General features: G+C 63.0%; 23 protein-coding genes. 7 read left to right on the top strand and 16 right to left on the bottom strand.

Annotated elements, in window-relative coordinates; translation table 11 throughout:
• Positions 1-3: 3 nt before the first annotated feature.
• From LCM24_RS10445 to LCM24_RS10435, 3 genes are all read right to left on the bottom strand, one after another.
• Positions 4-780, bottom strand: coding sequence for a tetratricopeptide repeat protein (locus tag LCM24_RS10445; RefSeq protein ID WP_224804107.1), 777 nt, complete (start codon positions 778-780; stop codon positions 4-6).
• A 134-nt stretch (positions 781-914) separates the two neighbouring features.
• A complete protein-coding gene (locus LCM24_RS10440; protein ID WP_224804105.1) occupies positions 915-2,060 on the bottom strand; it encodes a glycosyltransferase in 1,146 nt (381 codons plus the stop codon).
• Positions 2,057-2,923 carry an alpha/beta fold hydrolase gene (locus LCM24_RS10435; protein WP_224804103.1) on the bottom strand — a complete coding sequence of 289 codons (867 nt, stop codon included), beginning with the start codon at positions 2,921-2,923 and terminating at the stop codon, positions 2,057-2,059. The genes LCM24_RS10440 and LCM24_RS10435 overlap by 4 nt, the downstream gene beginning before the upstream one ends.
• Before the next feature lie 80 nt (positions 2,924-3,003).
• On the opposite strand from LCM24_RS10435, the gene LCM24_RS10430 reads away from it, so the two are divergent.
• Together LCM24_RS10430 and astD are read left to right on the top strand one after the other, a co-directional pair.
• Positions 3,004-4,401: a protein adenylyltransferase SelO family protein gene (locus LCM24_RS10430; protein WP_224804101.1), complete on the top strand. Its 1,398-nt coding sequence runs from the start codon at positions 3,004-3,006 to the stop codon at positions 4,399-4,401.
• 100 nt (positions 4,402-4,501) lie between these two features.
• Entirely contained in the window at positions 4,502-5,902 is a 1,401-nt protein-coding gene (gene astD / locus LCM24_RS10425) for a succinylglutamate-semialdehyde dehydrogenase (protein ID WP_224804937.1), read from the top strand.
• 12 nt (positions 5,903-5,914) lie between these two features.
• Here the strand turns inward: astD and LCM24_RS10420 are convergent, their stop codons facing one another.
• Together LCM24_RS10420 and LCM24_RS10415 are read right to left on the bottom strand one after the other, a co-directional pair.
• Positions 5,915-6,628 (bottom strand): hypothetical protein, encoded by a 714-nt coding sequence (locus tag LCM24_RS10420; RefSeq protein ID WP_224804098.1) that lies wholly within the window; start codon positions 6,626-6,628, stop codon positions 5,915-5,917.
• A gap of 212 nt (positions 6,629-6,840) precedes the next feature.
• The gene (locus LCM24_RS10415) at positions 6,841-7,332 is read right to left on the bottom strand and encodes a glycine zipper 2TM domain-containing protein (protein ID WP_224804096.1); all 492 of its coding nucleotides are present in this window, start codon (positions 7,330-7,332) and stop codon (positions 6,841-6,843) included.
• A 181-nt stretch (positions 7,333-7,513) separates the two neighbouring features.
• Between LCM24_RS10415 and rarD the strand changes: the two genes are divergently transcribed.
• Positions 7,514-8,416 (top strand): EamA family transporter RarD, encoded by a 903-nt coding sequence (gene rarD, locus LCM24_RS10410; RefSeq protein WP_224804094.1) that lies wholly within the window; start codon positions 7,514-7,516, stop codon positions 8,414-8,416.
• On the opposite strand, the gene pyrC is transcribed toward rarD, so the two are convergent.
• Positions 8,394-9,431 (bottom strand): dihydroorotase, encoded by a 1,038-nt coding sequence (gene pyrC, locus LCM24_RS10405; protein ID WP_224804092.1) that lies wholly within the window; start codon positions 9,429-9,431, stop codon positions 8,394-8,396. The two genes, rarD and pyrC, sit on opposite strands and share 23 nt — an antisense overlap.
• Before the next feature lie 13 nt (positions 9,432-9,444).
• A complete protein-coding gene (locus tag LCM24_RS10400) occupies positions 9,445-10,305 on the bottom strand; it encodes a patatin-like phospholipase family protein (RefSeq protein WP_224804090.1) in 861 nt (286 codons plus the stop codon).
• Positions 10,306-10,307: 2 nt separating this feature from the next.
• Here LCM24_RS10400 and LCM24_RS10395 point away from each other — a divergent pair, with 2 nt between their 5' ends.
• Both LCM24_RS10395 and LCM24_RS10390 read left to right on the top strand, forming a co-directional pair.
• Positions 10,308-11,045: a YgfZ/GcvT domain-containing protein gene (locus LCM24_RS10395; RefSeq protein WP_224804088.1), complete on the top strand. Its 738-nt coding sequence runs from the start codon at positions 10,308-10,310 to the stop codon at positions 11,043-11,045.
• A gap of 96 nt (positions 11,046-11,141) precedes the next feature.
• On the top strand, positions 11,142-12,206 hold the full coding sequence (locus LCM24_RS10390) for a S41 family peptidase (RefSeq protein ID WP_224804086.1): 1,065 nt from the start codon (positions 11,142-11,144) through the stop codon (positions 12,204-12,206).
• Here LCM24_RS10390 and LCM24_RS10385 read toward each other — a convergent pair.
• The gene (locus LCM24_RS10385; protein ID WP_090482380.1) at positions 12,203-12,799 is read right to left on the bottom strand and encodes a TetR/AcrR family transcriptional regulator; all 597 of its coding nucleotides are present in this window, start codon (positions 12,797-12,799) and stop codon (positions 12,203-12,205) included. The two genes, LCM24_RS10390 and LCM24_RS10385, sit on opposite strands and share 4 nt — an antisense overlap.
• 114 nt (positions 12,800-12,913) lie before the next feature.
• Between LCM24_RS10385 and LCM24_RS10380 the strand changes: the two genes are divergently transcribed.
• Complete coding sequence (locus tag LCM24_RS10380) at positions 12,914-13,792, top strand: metal-dependent hydrolase (protein ID WP_224804084.1); 879 nt, start codon at positions 12,914-12,916, stop codon at positions 13,790-13,792.
• Between the two features lie 57 nt (positions 13,793-13,849).
• Here LCM24_RS10380 and LCM24_RS10375 read toward each other — a convergent pair whose 3' ends face one another.
• From LCM24_RS10375 to rplU, 3 genes are all read right to left on the bottom strand, one after another.
• The gene (locus tag LCM24_RS10375; protein ID WP_224804082.1) at positions 13,850-14,389 is read right to left on the bottom strand and encodes a GNAT family N-acetyltransferase; all 540 of its coding nucleotides are present in this window, start codon (positions 14,387-14,389) and stop codon (positions 13,850-13,852) included.
• A 212-nt stretch (positions 14,390-14,601) separates the two neighbouring features.
• Positions 14,602-14,871, bottom strand: coding sequence for a 50S ribosomal protein L27 (gene rpmA / locus LCM24_RS10370; protein ID WP_006833595.1), 270 nt, complete (start codon positions 14,869-14,871; stop codon positions 14,602-14,604).
• Between the two features lie 12 nt (positions 14,872-14,883).
• Entirely contained in the window at positions 14,884-15,375 is a 492-nt protein-coding gene (rplU, locus tag LCM24_RS10365) for a 50S ribosomal protein L21 (protein ID WP_160594522.1), read from the bottom strand.
• Between the two features lie 180 nt (positions 15,376-15,555).
• On the opposite strand from rplU, the gene LCM24_RS10360 reads away from it, so the two are divergent.
• Positions 15,556-16,077, top strand: coding sequence for a hypothetical protein (locus LCM24_RS10360; protein WP_224804080.1), 522 nt, complete (start codon positions 15,556-15,558; stop codon positions 16,075-16,077).
• A 59-nt stretch (positions 16,078-16,136) separates the two neighbouring features.
• Here the strand turns inward: LCM24_RS10360 and LCM24_RS10355 are convergent, their stop codons facing one another.
• From LCM24_RS10355 to LCM24_RS10335, 5 genes are all read right to left on the bottom strand, one after another.
• Positions 16,137-16,562: a hypothetical protein gene (locus LCM24_RS10355; protein ID WP_090482368.1), complete on the bottom strand. Its 426-nt coding sequence runs from the start codon at positions 16,560-16,562 to the stop codon at positions 16,137-16,139.
• Between the two features lie 75 nt (positions 16,563-16,637).
• Complete coding sequence (locus LCM24_RS10350; protein ID WP_224804078.1) at positions 16,638-17,105, bottom strand: molybdenum cofactor biosynthesis protein MoaE; 468 nt, start codon at positions 17,103-17,105, stop codon at positions 16,638-16,640.
• On the bottom strand, positions 17,098-17,340 hold the full coding sequence (locus LCM24_RS10345) for a MoaD/ThiS family protein (RefSeq protein WP_224804076.1): 243 nt from the start codon (positions 17,338-17,340) through the stop codon (positions 17,098-17,100). The genes LCM24_RS10350 and LCM24_RS10345 overlap by 8 nt, the downstream gene beginning before the upstream one ends.
• On the bottom strand, positions 17,337-17,642 hold the full coding sequence (locus LCM24_RS10340) for a Rossmann fold domain-containing protein (RefSeq protein ID WP_224804074.1): 306 nt from the start codon (positions 17,640-17,642) through the stop codon (positions 17,337-17,339). Before LCM24_RS10340 ends, LCM24_RS10345 begins: the two co-directional genes overlap by 4 nt.
• Positions 17,642-18,013: a dihydroneopterin aldolase gene (locus LCM24_RS10335; protein ID WP_224804072.1), complete on the bottom strand. Its 372-nt coding sequence runs from the start codon at positions 18,011-18,013 to the stop codon at positions 17,642-17,644. The genes LCM24_RS10340 and LCM24_RS10335 overlap by 1 nt, the downstream gene beginning before the upstream one ends.
• Positions 18,014-18,016: the final 3 nt, after the last annotated feature.

The raw sequence follows: 18,016 nt of genomic DNA, 5'->3' as shown, positions 1-18,016 counted from the left end.
CAATTATTCGCTGGTTGCGTCGGATTGATTGTCGACACGCTGGCTGTCGAGCAGTTCCTCGACATCGTCCACGGCATCGACGCCGAGCACGCCAGCCATGTTGAGCACGCGTGCACGGGTGCCTTCCGGCGTCGCATCGTCGCGGGCAATCTGCCCGAACAACGCACCGGCTTCCGCGCGCTTGCCCTGCTTGAGGTAGGCATGGGCCACGAGCTCGCCAGCAGTCGCAAAGAACGGCTCGCCCGGCGTCGCCAGCGGCTGGAGCTTTGCAACGACCTCGGCCGGGGCCATGGAGTCGAATTGCACGGTGACCTGTCGGATCAGCGCGATGTCCCGCAGCGTCTGCGGCGCACCTTCGTTGGCAGCGACTTCCCCGAACAGCTTGGCCGCTTCTTCGGCATTGCCATCTTCGGCGGCCAGTCCTGCGCGCAGCATCTTGGCGCTGATTGCCGGAGTGCCTTCGCCTTCCACGCCGTCGAGCCGCTCGAGCGCGGCCGCCGTATTTCCGGCCTCAAGCTGGTCGAGTGCGACCACGAGCGCTTCCGATTGGCTTTCGGTGGCCGTTTCGTTGCGATTGTCCCACCACAGGTAACCGCCGAATACCGCAAGTCCGACGATCAGGACGCCGAGCAACGGCTTGCCATAGGTCCCCATGAAGCTTTCCATGTCGCCTTGGCGGACGGCATCGTCGACCTCGCGCAGCAGGGCTTCCTGTTCGGCAGCCTCGGCGCGGGATTTCTTTTCTTCGCGGGTGAGTTCGGTCTTGGGTTTGCGGGCCACTGCGGCTCGGTCTCCGTTAAAGGCAAATCTGTGGCCGGGTCTTTAGGCATAGCGCGATAAGAGGGCAATGCCTGTCCATCCGGGGAGCAAGCCTGTCCCCCGACGGGTGAACGCGCGATGAAACGCTTGGCGCGCTAGAACTCCCGGCGCATGGCGCTGGAATAGAGGCGGCGATAGGTCGCAACCATTTTGTCACGATCGAACTCGGCACGCGCCTTGGCCTGGTTGGCAGCACCGATCCGCTCCGCGCGGACGGGATCGCGGGCCATGTCGCGCAAATAGGCCGATAGCGCGCCCTCGTCGCCCGCCGGTGTAATGAACTCGCGGTTTTCCTCTGCCACGATGTCCTTGATATCGCCGACATCGGGCGCGACGACAGGAAGGCCAGCCGCCATCGCTTCGACAACGGACAGGGGAAACTGTTCTGAATCGCTCGACAGGGCGAAAATATCGAACAGCCCGATGACCCGCGCCGGGTCCTTGACCGCGCCGGTCAGGTGGACACGGTCATGCAATTCCAGCCGGTCGATCTCGGCCTGGATTGCGTCGCGTTCGCTTCCTTCGCCGATGATGACGAGGTGCCAGTCATCCTCCATCGAAGCGAATGCCCGGACCAGCCGGGGCAGGTTCTTCACTGTACGAAGGCCCGCCAAGGTGCCGACCCAATGCTCTCCCTTGTGCTTAATCAGGCGCAGGGTGTCAGGCTTGGGCCGCATGGCGAAAGCCTTGGTGTCGATGCCGTTCGGTATCCGCTTCACACGGCCGAGCGGTTGCTGCCATTCGACGAGTGCGATCTCCTCCAGCGTCTCCGACGGCACAACGAGGCCCGACGATTTGCCGAGCGCGACCCGGCGATACCAGGTGCGGCTGCGCTTTCGCTTTTTCAGTTCGCTTTCATCGAAGCCGTCTTCGTGATGGATCAGCGGCGGCAGGTCGAGCGCTTCGGAAAACATCGTGTGCGCCATCACCGCGTCCATCGCGCCCCAATTATAGGTGAGCACGAGGTCGTATGGTTTCATGGCCTTGGCGATCTTCATCAGGCGCCCGGGCAGCGGCGTGCCCTTTAGGCTCGGGAAATCCGGCTGCAGCGTGATGCGAATGCCCTTGGCGATGCCATCCGCCGCACCCAGCCGGTCCGGTTCCGCCGACACGATCGTGTGGGCCAGCCTGCCCCCGAAAGCGTTGATCAGCTCAACCGTCCGGCGCTCCTTGCCGCCCGCAGCGAAGGTCGATTGCAGGTGCAGGACACGCGGCACGCCACCGCCAGATTTCGCGCTCATTTGACGCTGGCAAGCAGGGAATCGATCGCCGTGCGCACTTCGGGTTCATCCAGAGTGGGTGCATGTCCGGCATCTTCCACGACGACGACATCGGCATTAGGCGCGCGCTTCTGCATTTCGGCGAAAGCATCGGCGCTCAGCAGCGCGGACAGTCCGCCGCGCACCAGCAGCAGCGGATTGCTCGCCAGCGCCTCGAAGCCGGGCCACAGGTCGGGCGGGACCGCATTTTCATCGGCGTCGTTAAACGGGTCCGCGATCTTCATGTCGTAATCGAAAGCGATGCGGCCATTGCTGCACACGGTCATCCCGCGCTTGGCCATCGCGATCCAGTCCTCCGTATCGAACGACGGATGCGATTCCCCGTGCACTTCCTCCAGCGCGCGCGCTGCGTGCATCCAGGTCGGGAAGCTGCGGCCCTGACCCAGATATGTGCGAATCTTGTCGATGCCCGCCGGATCGACCACCGGGCCGATATCGTTGAGCAGCGCGGCGGCGATGCGGTGCGGCATGGCCTGCGCAATCAGCATGGTCATGAGCCCGCCCATCGAAGTGCCGATCGAAACGAACTTCTCGATGCCTTCCTGTTCGAGCAGCGCCAGGACATCGCCGATATAGTTCGGCACGGCATAGGTCGCGCTATCTTCTGCGTAGTCGCTTTTTCCGCGCCCGCGCATATCGGGCACAATCACCCGCCAGCCCTGCCCGGCGATATGCGCCGCGACGCCTTCGAAATCCTTGCTGTTGCGGGTCAGGCCGTGAAGGCACAGCACCGGAGGGCGATCGTTCGCCTCTCCATAATCGCGGAAATAGAGGGTCAGGCCCTCGGCGCTTTGCCAGCTACGCTCGCTGTATTCAGTGCTCATAGAAAGCGCGGTAGCGCCTAGCGCGGCAAATTTCGAGCCATGACTTGCGTGCAGTGTCTCGGGACCACATCTCCAAGGCGATGCCAGACGCCCCACAACCTGCCGCCTACCGTCCCGACACGCCTATCCTGGCCCTTACCGACTGGCTTGGCGATCCGGTCGAAGCGGCCGATTTTCCGGAAACGAAATTGCGGTTTCGCAACGATCGCTGGGCGGCAGCAGTTGGCCTAGCGGACCTGGACGACGAGGAGTGGGCACGTCATTTCGGGCGCTTCGCCCCCTTGCCGGACAACCTGCCCCAGCCGCTGGCCCTGCGCTATCACGGGCACCAGTTCCGTGTGTACAATCCCGAACTTGGCGACGGGCGCGGCTTCCTGTTCGCCCAGCTGCGCGACGGGGAGGACCGCCTGCTCGATCTCGGCACCAAGGGATCGGGCCAGACTCCGTGGAGCCGCGCTGGCGACGGTCGCCTGACTTTGAAAGGCGCGGTGCGCGAAATCCTAGCCACCGAAATGCTCGAAGCGCTGGGCGTGAATACGTCGAAGACCTTCAGCGTGGTCGAGACCGGTGAGCAACTCCAGCGCAATGACGAACCCTCGCCCACCCGTTCGGCGGTCATGACGCGGCTCAGCCACGGGCATATCCGCATCGGAACGTTCCAGCGCTTGCTTGCCCTGGAAGAGAAAGAGCACATGGAAGCGCTGGTCGAGTACTGCCTGACGCAGTTTTCCGGCCCTCCCCCGCCAGAGGACGCGCCCGGACGCGACGAACCAGCTGTGCGCCTGATGCACCAGGTGGTCGAGCGGTTGGCCGATCTGGCCGCCGCCTGGATGGTCGCAGGCTTCGTCCACGGCGTACTCAACACCGACAACATGAACATCACGGGCGAGAGTTTCGACTACGGCCCCTGGCGCTTCCTGCCGCAATGGAAACCCGGCTTCACCGCTGCCTATTTCGACCACTCGGGCCTCTATGCCTTCGGTCGCCAGCCCGAGGCATTGCACTGGAATTGCGGCCAGTTCGCAATTGCGCTGAGGCTGATCTGCGACGCCCCGCCCCTGATCGCGGCGATGGAGCGTTTCGGTCCGCTTTACATGGATGCGGTCGCGCGGCGCTGGTGCTGGCGTCTTGGCGTCGTGCCCAAGGGCGGTAACGACGACGCACGGCTGGTCGGCACGTGCGAGGCACTGATGGCGGAAAGCGAGGCACAGCCGGACGAATTCTTCTTCCGGCATCGTGGCGGACGAAATGCAGAAGGCGATCTTGCCATCGCGCTTGCGGGTTACGAACCCGTCGCGGATACGCTTGAATACTGGTCCGACGAAGCGCCGCAGTCGATGCTGATCGAGGAGGTCGAAGCCATCTGGGCCGCGATCGACCGGAGCGACGACTGGTCACCGCTCCATGCGAAGATCGACGCACTTCGCCGCATGGGCTGTGCCCATGGTCCGGCACCCGCCCTGCCCGACGAGCGCTAGGGCAGCACACTTGATTTGACGCGCAGGCGCGCCTGTCACATAGGCGGCGCGAGAAGCTCGCACGAGCGAGAGGAAGGGACGATACGTGTCGCAAGCCGAAATGATTTCTACCGAACCGGCCACCGGCAAACTGCTCTGGAAGGGCGAAGCCGGGAATGTCGAGCAGGCTATCGATGTAGCGCTCAAGGCCAAGACCGAATGGGCTCGCCAACCCGTCGGCCAGCGTATCGAACTGGTCCGCCGCTTCGCCAACGAAGTGCGCAAGCAGGCCGATCCCTTCGCCGAGCTTATCGCACGCGAAACCGGCAAGCCCCTATGGGAAGCCAAGACCGAAGTGCAGGCCGTTGTCGGCAAGGTCGAAATCTCGGTCACGGCCTATGCCGAACGCACTGGCCAGAAGAAGCTGGACAGCGCGCTGCAGGGTACGGCGGCCTTGCGTCACAAGCCGCATGGCGTGATGGCTGTCCTGGGTCCCTACAATTTTCCTGCCCACCTTCCGAACGGCCACATCGTGCCCGCTCTCATCGCGGGTAACGTCGTGATCTTCAAGCCGAGCGAGAAGACCCCGGCTGTTGGCGAATTCCTGGTGAAATGCTTCAACGCCTCGGGCATTCCGGAAGGCGTTGTCCAATGCCTCCACGGCGGTGCCGAGGAAGGCAAGGCTCTGGTCGAACACGCCATGGTCGACGGTGTTCTGTTCACGGGATCGGCGCGTGCAGGCATTGCGATCAACCGCAAGCTGGCCAGCAACCCGGCCAAGATCGTCGCGCTGGAGATGGGCGGCAACAACCCCATCGTCATGCTCGATACGCCCAAGATCGACGATGCCGCGGCGACAATCATCCAGTCGGCCTTCACCACGGCCGGCCAGCGTTGCACGGCGGCGCGTCGCCTGATCGTGGTCGACAGTGTCTACGACAAGATCGTGCCTGCGGTGAAACAACTGGCGGAAAAGCTGATCGTCGGCGAACCCTTTGCCGACCCGCAGCCCTTCATGGGCAGTGTCATCGACAACCAGACGGCGGATCTGCTGTCCGAAAGCTTTGTTGCGCTGATCAGCCGTGGCGGCAAGCCGGTGATGCATATGAAGCGTCCCGACGAACAGCTACCCTTCCTCTCGCCGTCGATCATCGACGCCACCGAAATGAGCGATCGCCCTGATATCGAGCTCTTCGGACCGTTGCTGCAGGTCATCCGCGTCCAGGATTTCGACGCGGCAATCGCAGAGGCGAATAATACCCGCTACGGCCTCTCCGCCTCGCTGATGGGCGGCAAGCCCGAAGATTTCGAACGGTTCTGGTTCGAAGCGCGCGCGGGCATCCTCAATTGGAACCGCCCGACCAACGGTGCGTCGTCTGCCGCCCCGTTCGGCGGTGTGGGCCTTTCGGGCAACCATCGCCCGGCCGCATTCTATGCAGCGGATTACTGCGCCTATCCGGTCGCCAGCACGGAAATGGACCAGCCGCGTGCCAGCATCGGGATCGGCCTCAAGGAAGGCTGATCCCCGCCGGGCTCAGCGTTTGCTGGTGACCAGGTCGATTTCGGTGACTTTGCCCGGCAAGTCGCGGGCATAGATGACCATCGCGCTTTGCCCGTCGATGGCGGACAGCACGTTTTCGCCGCCCTTGAGCGCGTGTTCGACCGTGTAGCCGGCATCGGCTGCGCGGGTCGCGTAGAACGCCAGCACATCGCTCTTCGGAACGCCTGTGCGGAAGGTGACGGCACGAACGGCGCAATTACCCTCGTCACTGCCAGCAGCTTCGATGGTGTTGCCGCGCGGATAGATCGGGAATTCCGCTGGTAGCTTGGCCGACCAAGAGGCCGAGTAGCTGACCTTTTCGAAGCAATTGGTATTGCCCGGCCCCTGCAGCGCGCGTGCGGCCTGGACCATGGCGGGCGTGTCCGCTGCGCCCTCCCCCAGTCGCTTTGCGGTCGGGAGAGCATCCATGTTGGCGCTACCGCCGACCATCTGGACCGCGCGGCTGCGCGCGTCCTCGATCGCCCTCTCGGAGGTGTCGATCCTGGGGATGTTCTGGTTGCCCGTACCGGACAATGCGGCGCCTTCTTCGCTGCTGTTCGCAAGGTCGGGATCGGTCGCGAGATTTTCGTTGAGCGCACCCTCGCTGGCGGCATTCATGTCATCGCCGTCCTCGGCATCTCCGTTGCCGCCCGAACAGGCGGCGAGCATCGCGATGGGGGCAGCAAGGGCAATCAGGCGCAGCTTCATTTCTGGCATCTCCGGCACATTTCCAGTGCGATATGCCTTTCCCGCGCCGAATTGACCATACGCTGCACGCAGATGGCTCAATGCGGGACACTGTCTCGCCCACGCATAAAGGGCGCCGCCCGCCCCTCTGGTGAGGGTGCGGACGACGCCCGACACGACCCGAAGGTCGCGCTATCAGCCGCGGGTGGGCACGGCCTCAAGCTCTTGTCTGATTAGCCGCAGCGGGTGTTCGACCGGTCGATCGAGCGACCGAGCAGCGCGCCTGCGGCACCGCCGATGATCGCACCGAGGGTGCGGTCACCGCCGCGACCGGCCACTTCATGGCCGATCAGTGCGCCTACGCCTGCACCGATCAGGAGGCCGGTCGTGCCGTTCTCGCGCTCGCAATAGTAACGTCCGTCGCGGCCGCGCCAGATGCGAGTGTCGCGATAGACCGGCTGTCCGTAATCGCGGTCGTAGCCCATGTAATAGGGGCGCGGTGCGCGATAACCGCGATAATCATCGTGATGTCCGCGATGGCCGCGCTTCCAGTTCTTGTGCTTGCGCTTCTTGCCATGCTCGTAGGTCATGTCGCCGGCGATCGATGCCGCGACGCTATGCGCCTGCGGTGCGGCATGGGCCGGAACTGCGGCAGATGCCGGAGCAGCGAGAGTGAGGCCGGTGGCCGCGAGGGCCAGCGAAGCAGTCTTGAGAAGGGTAGCCATAGTTCAAATCCTTGGTCGTATTCGACTCGGGGTGCGTCGATGGCGTTCAGGATTACGCCTCGCTTCCTGAATGATTTGCAACATCGCAGTCAGGTTTGTTCAGTTTCGACGAGTTGAGGCTTAACAAGCGACGAATTGATGCTTGCAGCCGGATTGAAGCGCGCCTAGGCGGCAGCGGTTCATGGACACGACAGAATCCGACCAGCGCCGTTCGGGCCTTACCTCCGCGCTGGGTGCCTATGTGATATGGGGATTCCTGCCGCTGTACCTGCTGCTCGTCAGAGAGGTTCCGGCCTTCGAATTCGTCGGCTGGCGGATATTGTGGACGCTCCCGCTGTGCCTCGTGATCGTGGCCGTGAGGAAGCAGCTGCCACAATTGAGGGCTGCCCTTGCGACGCCGAAAGTCATGATGCTCTTGCTGACCAGCGCCACGCTGATCGCGATCAACTGGGTCGTCTATGTCTGGGCTATCCAGCAGGGCAATGTCTACGCGGCCAGCCTCGGCTATTACATCAATCCGCTCGTCAATGTGCTGCTCGGTACTCTGCTCTTGGGAGAGCGATTGAGCCGCGCGCAGTGGGCGGCGGTCGCTCTGGCGGGGATCGGTGTTTCCATGCTGCTGGCCGGAGCGCTGACCACGCTATGGATAAGCCTTACCCTGGCGCTGAGTTTTGGCACCTACGGCCTAATTCGCAAGCAAGTGGACGTGGGCGCCCTGCCCGGTCTCACCATCGAATCCCTCTTGCTGAGCCTGCCCGCGGCAGGTGTCGCGATCTACTATGCCGGATTGCCCGCGGGGTCCTCTTTCACGCAATCCTTCGGGCTCGGCGCGGCGATCATGTTGGGCGGCGCGCTGACCGCATTCCCGCTCCTGCTGTTCGCCATCGCTGCGCGCAAACTGCCCTATTCGACGCTGGGCTTCATCCAGTTCCTTGCACCCAGCATCGTCTTCGTACTGGGCCTCACGGTATTCGGCGAAGAGCTGAAATGGGCGCAGGCCGCTTGCTTCGCCTGCATCTGGACAGCAGCGGCGATCTTCGTCTGGGACCTTTGGAGCCGCTCTAGGACGCCAATCGCCAGTTGAGCGTTTCGCCGGCATGGAAGGGGACGATACGCGCCTCTCCGCCATCGACCTCGTCCGGCACTTCGACAGAGACCTTTTCCAGCGTGACCGTCTCTTCATTGACGGGCAGGGAATAGAAAGCCGGACCATTCAGGCTGGCAAAGGCTTCGAACCGGTCGAGCGCGTCCTCCTCGTCGAAAACCGTGACATAGCTTTCTAGCGCGAAAGGCGCGTTGAAGATCCCCGCGCAGCCGCAATCCGATTCCTTGGCATGGCGATGGTGCGGTGCGCTGTCGGTCCCGAGGAAATACTTGGCCGAACCGCCGGTCGCCGCCTTGCGCAAGGCAAGCCGATGCTCTTCCCGCTTGGCCACCGGCAGGCAGAACATATGCGGCCTGATACCGCCGACCAGAATGGCGTTGCGATTGATGTGGAGGTGCTGCGGCGTGATCGTCGCCGCGATGTTCGGGCCAGACGCATCCACGAACTCGACCGCCTGCCGCGTCGTGATGTGTTCGAAGATGACCTTCAATTCGGGAAGGCGCTCGACCAGCGGGGCAAGTACGCGGTCGATGAACACGGCTTCGCGGTCGAAGATGTCGATATCGGCGTGAGTGACTTCGCCATGCACGCAAAGCGGCATCCCGATTTCCGCCATTTTCTCGAGGACGCGCTCGATATTGGCCACGTCGGTCACGCCGTGGGCGGAATTGGTTGTGGCACCTGCCGGGTAAAGCTTGGCAGCGGTCAGCACGCCTTCGACGTAACCGGTGGCGAAATCCGCCGGGTTGGTTTCGTCCGTGAGATAGGCGGTCATAAGCGGTGTGAAGTCGACTCCTGCGGGTACCGCTGCACTGATCCGGGCGCGGTATTCTCTCGCCAGCGCGCTGGTGGTAACCGGCGGCGAGAGGTTGGGCATGACGATCGCGCGTGCGAACTGGCGCGCGGTATGCGGCACGACCGCTTCCATCGTTGCACCGTCGCGGAAATGAAGGTGCCAGTCGTCGGGGCGGCGGATGGTGAGAGTCTGGGTCATGTTCGCGCTTCCCTTAGCCCTGCTTTTGCTGATCTGCCAGCCATGCGCGCGCATCCTCTTCACCTTGCTCCCATGTCCGGGTGACCTTGTCGGCATTGGCGAAGTCGATCTTGTCGGCGGCGACTTCACGGCTCGGCTGTACGTATGTTTTGCGTCCCTCATCAGGGAAGCGGGCATAGCGGCTCGAAAGCAGCGTGAGCGTGCGGCCTTCGTCCGGCTGGGGCGGCGGCGCCTTGTCCAGCATCCCGCCATCGAGCACGCGGTCCCCTTCCCACTGCGGGACATCGAAAACTGGGGGGATCGTAGCCGCCGCGCAGATAAGATCGACAAGAGCACCGTCGCGGGCCGCCTGGCGCGCATCGACGCATAGGGACGTGAGGCCTGCACGGCGCGGCCATTCCAGGTGCGGCGTAGAGCGCACCGCCTGATCCAGCTTGTAGAGGATGCCGTAAACGACCGCCGCTGCCATGGGCGGAAGGCCTGCTGGCGGACAGGAAAGATAGACCTGGAACTGCGGACCTTCCGCAATCCGCTCGATCGCTTCGGCATCGAGCGTGGTTTCGACCACGGCGCGGTAAATTTCTTCATGCGGAGTGAAGTTCGATCGCTTGCGGGCATAGTTGGCCTCATTGATCCGGAACGCCTCGGTCATGAGCATCAGGAGGTCGCGTTCCCGGCCGCTGATCCAGGTCGCTGCACTCAAGGCTCCACCCGAGACGCCGCTTACCCGCGCGGGATCAAGCGCCAGCGCATCGCCCGCTCCGGCCAGGAAACCGCCATGCCAGAAGCAGCGAATACCGCCTCCGGAAAAGACCAATTGTTCGAATTCGAAGTCCACGACATTGCCTATGGCCAGCATCGGCCTATCTGTCACGCATGACAGCAAGCCGCCTTTTCGACCGCGCCGTGATCCGCCTTGCCCCGACCGACGGAGAGGAGGACGTCGCGGCATTCCTCCAGGGCTTGCTGACCAATGACGTGTCGGGCGCCTTGCCGGTATACGCCGCGCTCCTGACGCCTCAGGGCAAGATGCTGTTCGACATGTTCGTCTGGCCAGCCGCCGACGGCGAGATCCTGCTCGATTGCGAGAAGGACCAGGCGGAAAGCCTCGCCAAGCGTCTTTCCCTCTATCGCCTGCGCCGCAAGATCGACATCGGTGTCGATGAAAGCCTTGGCGTCCATTGGCAGAAAGAGCCGGGAGACGGCGGCGCAGCCGACCCACGCTTGGCGTCATTGGGGCAACGCTGGCTGGCGCCCGTATCCGACGAAGACGAGCCCGCCGACGACGCGTATCTCGCGCACCGGCTCGGTCTGGGTGTGCCCGAAGGATACGCCGAGATGGGCGACATCCTGTGGCTGGAGACCAATGCCGTGGAGCTGCACGGCGTGGCTTTCGACAAGGGATGCTACATCGGCCAGGAAAACACCGCCCGGATGAATTGGCGCAGCAAGGTCAACCGCCGCCTGATGGTGGTCCCGCTCGCCACATCCGACGAAAAGCGGCGCAAGGCAGCGTATGCCGAGCTCGAGCTGGCGGTCGACCATCTGCGCGTCGCCGACGTCGACCCCGCGACTGCCCCCGTCTGGCTTGAGGATGCCTTCGTCGAAGATTGATGGTTACAGTTGTAGTCGCTCGTTAGCCTCGCCCCGTTCCGAATTGCGATGGACCGGGAGAGTTCGATGATTAGATCTTTGGCTTGCCTCGCGGCGATGGCTCTAACCCCCCTGACGGCGAACGCCCAGGAAATGGCCGATGTGCCGATTGACGCCGGTATGCGTGCAGACGTCGTTAGAGCCTTGGGTGACGCATTAGAGAAGAACTACGTCTTCCCGGACAAGGGGACTGAAACCGGCCAAACTCTGGAAAGGCTTCTAGACAGCGGCAAGTATGACCCCTTCGAAACCGCCAACGCTTTTGCAGAAGCGCTGCGCAGCGACCTGCGCGAAGCAGGCGACGACCGCCATCTGCAGCTGCGTTACGATCCGGAATTCGTGCCGCAGGGCGACCATACCGACGGACCCCCGAGTGCCGAGGAAGTCGCCGAAACCTATCGTCAGATGGCTCTTCATGGTTTCGGCGTCGCCCGGACCGCCATGCTGCCGGGCAATATCGGTTATATCGACCTGCGTTTCTTCGGCCCTCCCGAAGCGGTCGCCGGGGCCTACGAATCGGCCATTGAACTCGTATCCGGTAGCCAGGCGTTGATTATCGACCTGCGCTCCAATGGCGGCGGAGATCCGGCTGCGGTGGCGCAATTCGCCAGCCACCTCTTTGCCGAAGGCGATGTTCGGCACCTCAACAGCATTTACGACCGGACCGAGGACCGGACCCGCGAATTCTGGACCGACCAGAGTGTCGAAACGCGCTTCACGGGGCCGGTCTATGTCCTGACTTCGAGCAGCACGTTTTCGGGCGGAGAGGAACTGGCCTACGATATCCAGACGCAGAAGCGCGGGACGCTGTTCGGCGAAACCACCGGCGGCGGGGCCAATCCCGGCGGGCCTGTGGCGTTGGCGCATGGATTTACCGCTTTCATTCCCACCGGCCGTGCGATCAATCCGATAACCGGCACGAATTGGGAGCATGTCGGTGTGAAGCCCGAAGTCAGCGTCCCTGCCGAAGAGGCCCTGAACACGGCATTCAGCGCTGCGACCGAGGCTTTGCGTGCCGAAGCTGAGGGAGATCGGCGTCAGGTCCTAGACCGGATTGCCGAGCAACTGGCGAATGGGGAGTTGGTCCTTCCGCAATGGAAAGACCCGCGCCGGCGCGACTAGCCAGCGTCGCTTGCAGTTTCCAGGCTGCGGACCAGCATCCGTTCGGCACGGTCCCGCGCCGCAGTCGAAGGCAATCCCAGAGAGCGGGAAAGGGCGGTGCCGATCAGGGCATCGCCCATCGCCATCAGCACGAGCGCCAGTGTTTCTTCGTGGACGTGCGTCGCATCGCCATGATCGGCCTCGTAAGGGGCAATCTCGTCTACCAGATTGTGGATCGTCTCGACGATCGGGGTCAGCGCGTCCTCGTTGCCGGTCAGGATCATCCAGCTGGCGAGCGCGCCTGCGCCCTCCTTGTCGAAGGCATCGAAGGCCAGGTCCACGACTTCGCGCGGGCTGCCAAGACCCGCCCTGCTTGCGCGGACAGCATCGGCGATCGTTGAACAGACGGTCTCGGCCAGATGTGCGGCAAGCGCCTTTTGCAGACCGGCTGCAGAGCCGAAATGGTGCAGCAGGTTGGCATGCGTGCGCCCGATCCGCGCGGCAACAGCCTTGAGCGTCACCGATTGCGGTCCGGTTTCGATCAGCAAGGCGCGCGCCGCCTCGAGGGCAGCGAGGCGCGATTCTTCGGGCGAAAGTCGTTTGCGGGTGGCCATCGGGGCAAACCGGTAAACCATTGCGGCGGACAGGGGAAGCCGCCCGCGAAGCTTATTGACACTTGTGTCAGTAGGCACTACTTACACTGATGTAAGTTAACCACGGAGCAGGACATGAACGCCCCCCTCCCTATCGATACCGCGACTGCCAAAACCGCGCCGACGCCGGCCGATCTGACAATCACCGTGCGTGACGAGCGTTTCAATCGCGGGACCAACCCGCGGCGCTGGTGGGCCGGAGAGCCCTTCGGCACGGCATGGCACAATGCGCTATCCGCAACTTTCCCGCGCGGAGAGGCCTTCTTCATCGAGGCGGTCAAGGCGCATCGCGAGGGTGCAAACCCCAAGCTCGAGGCCGAAATCCGCGCCTTCGTTCGCCAGGAAATCAACCACACCCGCGAACACATCGCATTCAACAAGCTGGCCGAAAACGCCGGATACGACATCAAGGCGATCGACAAGCGTGTCGCCGAAATGCTCGAACTCACCAAGGGTCGCCCGGCTATCGCCAACCTCGCCGTCACCATGGCGCTGGAGCATTACACGGCGATGATGGCAGCGGAATTCCTCGCCAATCCCGCACATTTCAAGGACGCCGATCCAGAAGTGCGCGATATGTGGCGCTGGCATTCGGCTGAGGAAATCGAGCACAAGGGCGTCGCCTACGACACCTGGAACCACGCCACGCGCGATTGGTCGAAGTGGCGCCGGTGGAAGGTTCGCAGCCTGGTGATGATCACCGTCACGGCACGCTTCTTCAAGAACCGCTGGATCGACTCGCTCAACCTGCTGGAGCAGGACGGGATCACCGGCTGGAAGGCCAAGTGGGGCCTGTTCAAATACCTCACCGTATCCCCCGGTGTCGTGCGCCGGATTTTCCCGGCGTGGCTGAGCTACTTCAAGCCCGGCTTCCACCCGTGGGATCACGACGATCGCGAATTGATCGGACTGTACGAGGGCGAATTCGAAGACGCCCTTCTCCCGGCCGAATAACCCGAGCCATCGGGTCGCAAGAAAGGCCCCGCGAGCGATCGCGGGGCCTTTTTGGTGTCAGGCCGCTTGGAGCGTGTCGCCTTTGTCAGCTGCGAGTTCGAGCCGGTACATGACGCAATCGACGTCCTCGCCCCTACCGCAGCTGTGGCGCGGCGCAGTCTGCCCGGTCGGACGGAACCCGAGCTTTCTCAGCACCTTGCCCGAAGCGGGATTGTCGACGAAGTGGCCAGCTGTGATCCGATCGTGGCCGAGCAGTTTCGCGACTTCCAGCGCACCGCGCGCTGCCTCGGTGGCGTATCCCCGGCCCCAGAAGGGGCGGGCGATCCAGTAGCCAAGTTCGACCTCGTCACCGCTTGCATCGATGCCGATGCAGCCGATGAGGTCGGAGCCATTGTCACCGGGCCTCGTAATCAGGAAGACCGGATAGTGCGGGTCCTGCTTTCGCATGACGAATTCGCGGGCATGTTGGGGGAGATACGGCCACGGCGCGCGGGCAAGATTGCGGACGACACCCTGGTCGGCGATCCCGCCAAACAGTGCCTCGGCATCTTCGGGCCATGCAGGCCGCAGCAGCAGCCTCTCGGTGATATGGAACATGCGTTTACTCCCCGTCAGGTCCACGCTCCGGGCTCCTAGGCCGGACGCGTGACAATTGCGTGATGGCGAAAGGCAATTTTCGCCCATGCGGTTTTGAAGAGGGAGAAACGACAAGAGGGAGACGGGTCGGCCCCATCTCCCTCTTCGTCTGCCGGATCGTTAGCCCGGCTGGGACCGTCCCGTGTGGACGATCCCGTTATCGGATTGTCCGGTTATTCTGCGGCTTCTGCCATTTGGTCGACCGATACGTATTTGCGGCCGAGCTTGCCCGAGTGGAATCGGACGACGCCGTCGGTAAGCGCGAACAGCGTGTGGTCCTTGCCCATGCCGACGTTGACGGCCGGGTAGAACTTCGTGCCGCGCTGACGCACGATAATGTTGCCGGCGACGACGTTTTCGCTGCCGAACTTCTTCACACCAAGACGACGACCGGCTGAGTCGCGACCGTTACGCGATGAACCGCCTGCTTTTTTATGTGCCATGGTCCGGGTTCCTTACTTCTTGGATTCGGTCTTCTTGGCTGCTGCCTTCTTGGCAGGAGCCTTCTTGGCGGGAGCCGCCTTGGTAGCAGCAGCCTTCTTGGGCGCTGCCTTCTTGGCCTTGGGCGCAGCCTTCTCTTCGGAAGAATCCTTCTTCGGAGCAGCCTTCTTTTCTTCGGCCTTCTTCGGAGCGGCCTTCTTGGCGCCGCCGGTGCCCACGTCGGTGATGCGCAGCAGCGTCATCATCTGGCGGTGGCCGTTCTTGCGACGATAGTTGTGGCGGCGACGCTTCTTGAAAACGACGACCTTCTCGCTCTTCGCCTGGGCGATGATTTCAGCCGAAACGGTTACCTTGCCGGCATCCGAAAGCGTGTCGCCTTCGCCTGCAAGCAGGACGTCACCCAGCGTGATGGTATCACCGGCTTCGCCAGCCAGCTTCTCAACCGCGATCTTGTCTCCGGCGGCAACCCGGTATTGCTTGCCGCCCGTGCGCACTACTGCGAACATGGTCGTTATCTCTCGTTCAAATTGCTGTGCCGCATCCTTGCGAATCTACGGCGCACCCGTCGACCCACCTAGGGCGGGCCCGGAAAGAAGCGTGCCGTTAGGCGAATCCCGCCATCAAGTCAACGCTGGCATCCGGCATTTTTTGCCTTTCACGCTGGCGCGCGTCCTGCCGCATGCTATGTGAGCGCGATGCTGCGAATTGCAAGTTTCTCTACCGCTCTCATCCTCACCCTCGGCGGCTGTGCCGCCTCGAGCGGGGATTATCCCTCGCTGGCCATCAGGGATGTGGAGCGGGTCGAAGGCAGTTTCGCCTCGCCCGAGCGCAAGTCGATCGAGGTTCCCGAAGTGGAAACCGATCTTGAAGGGGATCTCGACGTTGTGCTGCCGGCACTCGTCGCCGCTGCAGAAGAGGCACACGCAGAGTTCATGCGGCTTGCGCCCACGGCCCAGCGTACGGTCGCTGCGGCAGCGGCTACTGCGACAGGTTCTCCTGCGTGGGCCAGCGCACAGGTAGCGCTCGCCGAGCTCGAATCGGCCCGCAGCGTGGCGGCGGTGCCGCTTGGCGATATCGATACGCTTTACACTGCGCGCAGTGTGGCTGCCGAGGACGTGACCGCGATCGAGAGCGCTCGCGGCCGTATCGTGGAGCTGATCAGCGAAGAAGACCGCACGCTCGCGCAGCTACGCGAACGTGCGGACTAGAACGGCAGGTTGAAAACGCGGGAGGCCAACTAGGCCAGCGCCTCCCGCGCTCCCCTCTCCTATCGCACGATCGATGCGATGGTGACTGCGATAATGCCCCAGCTGAAGACGATTGCCGGCAGGATCAGGACCTGGACTGCCGCATCGCGCATCGGGAGGCGTCCGGTGTGCGTGGCGATGCCCTGCGAACGAAACCGGCTCCAGTTCATCTGCTTCGACTTCGTTTCCGGCGCGAGACGCGTCCAGATCATCGGGACACCGAAACCGGCTACGATGAAGAATGCGAAAATGGCCATCGGGATGGCGAGGCCAGCCGTCGGAAGGCCCGTCGCCATAACGGCCAGGAAACCGAGATAGAGACCGACGGTCGCGACATAGAGGCCTTTCGGCAGTTCGAAGGTCCGGTCGACCTCGTGATGCTTAACGGGGGCTTCGACGATGCGGGCCTGTTCGGCAACGAGTTCGCGGCTGAAGTGCTTAACCATTGTGCGTCTCCTGTGTTGGAGACTTGATGCCGCTCATGGCCCACCGATTCCTTGATCGAGATCAATTCGGCGAGATTATTTCCAGCGCGCGAGGTCGCGCCGGTCTTGGTCGCGTGGTTCGATCCAGTGCCAGCCATCGCCGCGGCGCTCGCGCTTCCAGAACCAGGATGCGGATTTGAGGTGGTCCATGAGGAAATCCACCGCATCGAAGGCCTCGCGGCGGTGGGCGGCTGCTGCGGCCACCAGCACGATAGGTTGGCCGGGCGTCATCACGCCCACGCGGTGCCAGGCCAATACTCCAGCAAGAGCGAACTTTTCAGACGCGGCTTGCGCAAGCTCTTCCATCCCCGGAAGTGTGAGCGGCTCGTAGTGAGTGAGCTCCAGCGCCTTTACGTCGTTGTCGCTGCGGACCTTGCCAACAAAAGACGCAGTGCCGCCCGCGTCGGGATAGGATGCGTTGAAGGCTGCCAGCGCTTCGCCGATTGACATCCCGCGATCAAGCAGGCGCACGTCACGCGGTGTCGACAGGGAAAGCCTAGCCACCGCTCACCGGGGGCAGGAGTGCTACCTCGTCTCCGTCCTCTGCCATTAGTGCAGTCTTGTCGGCCAGGACGCGGCCCTTGCAGGCGATGTTGACGCGTTCTTCGCGGAGTTGCGCGGCGACTTGGGGGCTCACGGTCTCCAGCAGGCGATCCCAATCGAGCGTGCCCTCGACCTGCATGTCGTCCTGCCCTGCCAAATCCCGCAAAGGTCCGAGAAAAAGGATCCGGACGCTCACTTTGCAGCCTCGAGATAATGCCCGGTCACGCCCGGTGCTTTGGCAAGGTACTCTATGATCCCGTCGAGCGCAGCGCCCTCGCCTGCCGCGACATTGACGCGGAGCGGCGAATACTTGCGCGCCAGCATGGCTGCGGCGGCGCGGCGCCATTCCTTGTGGGTATGGTCGGCTGACGGCATGGTCACGACAACGTCTTGCCCGCCAGACAGCGCCCTTTCGATCGGATCGAGCCAGTTCTGGTGAAACAGCCCCGCCGCGGCCAGCGGTTCTTCCGGCAGGCCCTCGACCTCGATCCGCTTCATCAGCGGCGCTCGCGGTGCAGCGTGATCCCGATCTTCTCGCCCGCTTCGGCAATCGCCAGCTTGACGATCTTTACCGTCACGGCCTCGACGCGATTGTCCTGCAAGAACAGCGTTTCGCAAACATGGTCGGCGACGGCTTCGATCAGCTTGAAGTGAACGCCCTCGGGCAAAGCTTCCGAAGCGGCGAACTTGAGATCCATGTAGTTCTTGGAATCGTCGAGCGAGGTATCCGCATCGTAATGCGGCAGCGGTTTCATCCGCACCTGAATCGTGAAGCGCAAAGGCTGCGGTTTGCCGGTTTCTTCCGAATAGATACCGGTGAGGACGTCATGTTCGAAGTCAGCGACTTCAAGAATCAGCGAATCGTTCATGGG

Source organism: Qipengyuania aquimaris, from assembly GCF_020171965.1.
In the GTDB taxonomy this organism is placed as follows: domain Bacteria; phylum Pseudomonadota; class Alphaproteobacteria; order Sphingomonadales; family Sphingomonadaceae; genus Qipengyuania; species Qipengyuania aquimaris_A.
The sequence above is the reverse complement of the archived record's forward strand: the minus strand, read 5'-3'. Positions and strand labels throughout refer to the sequence as shown.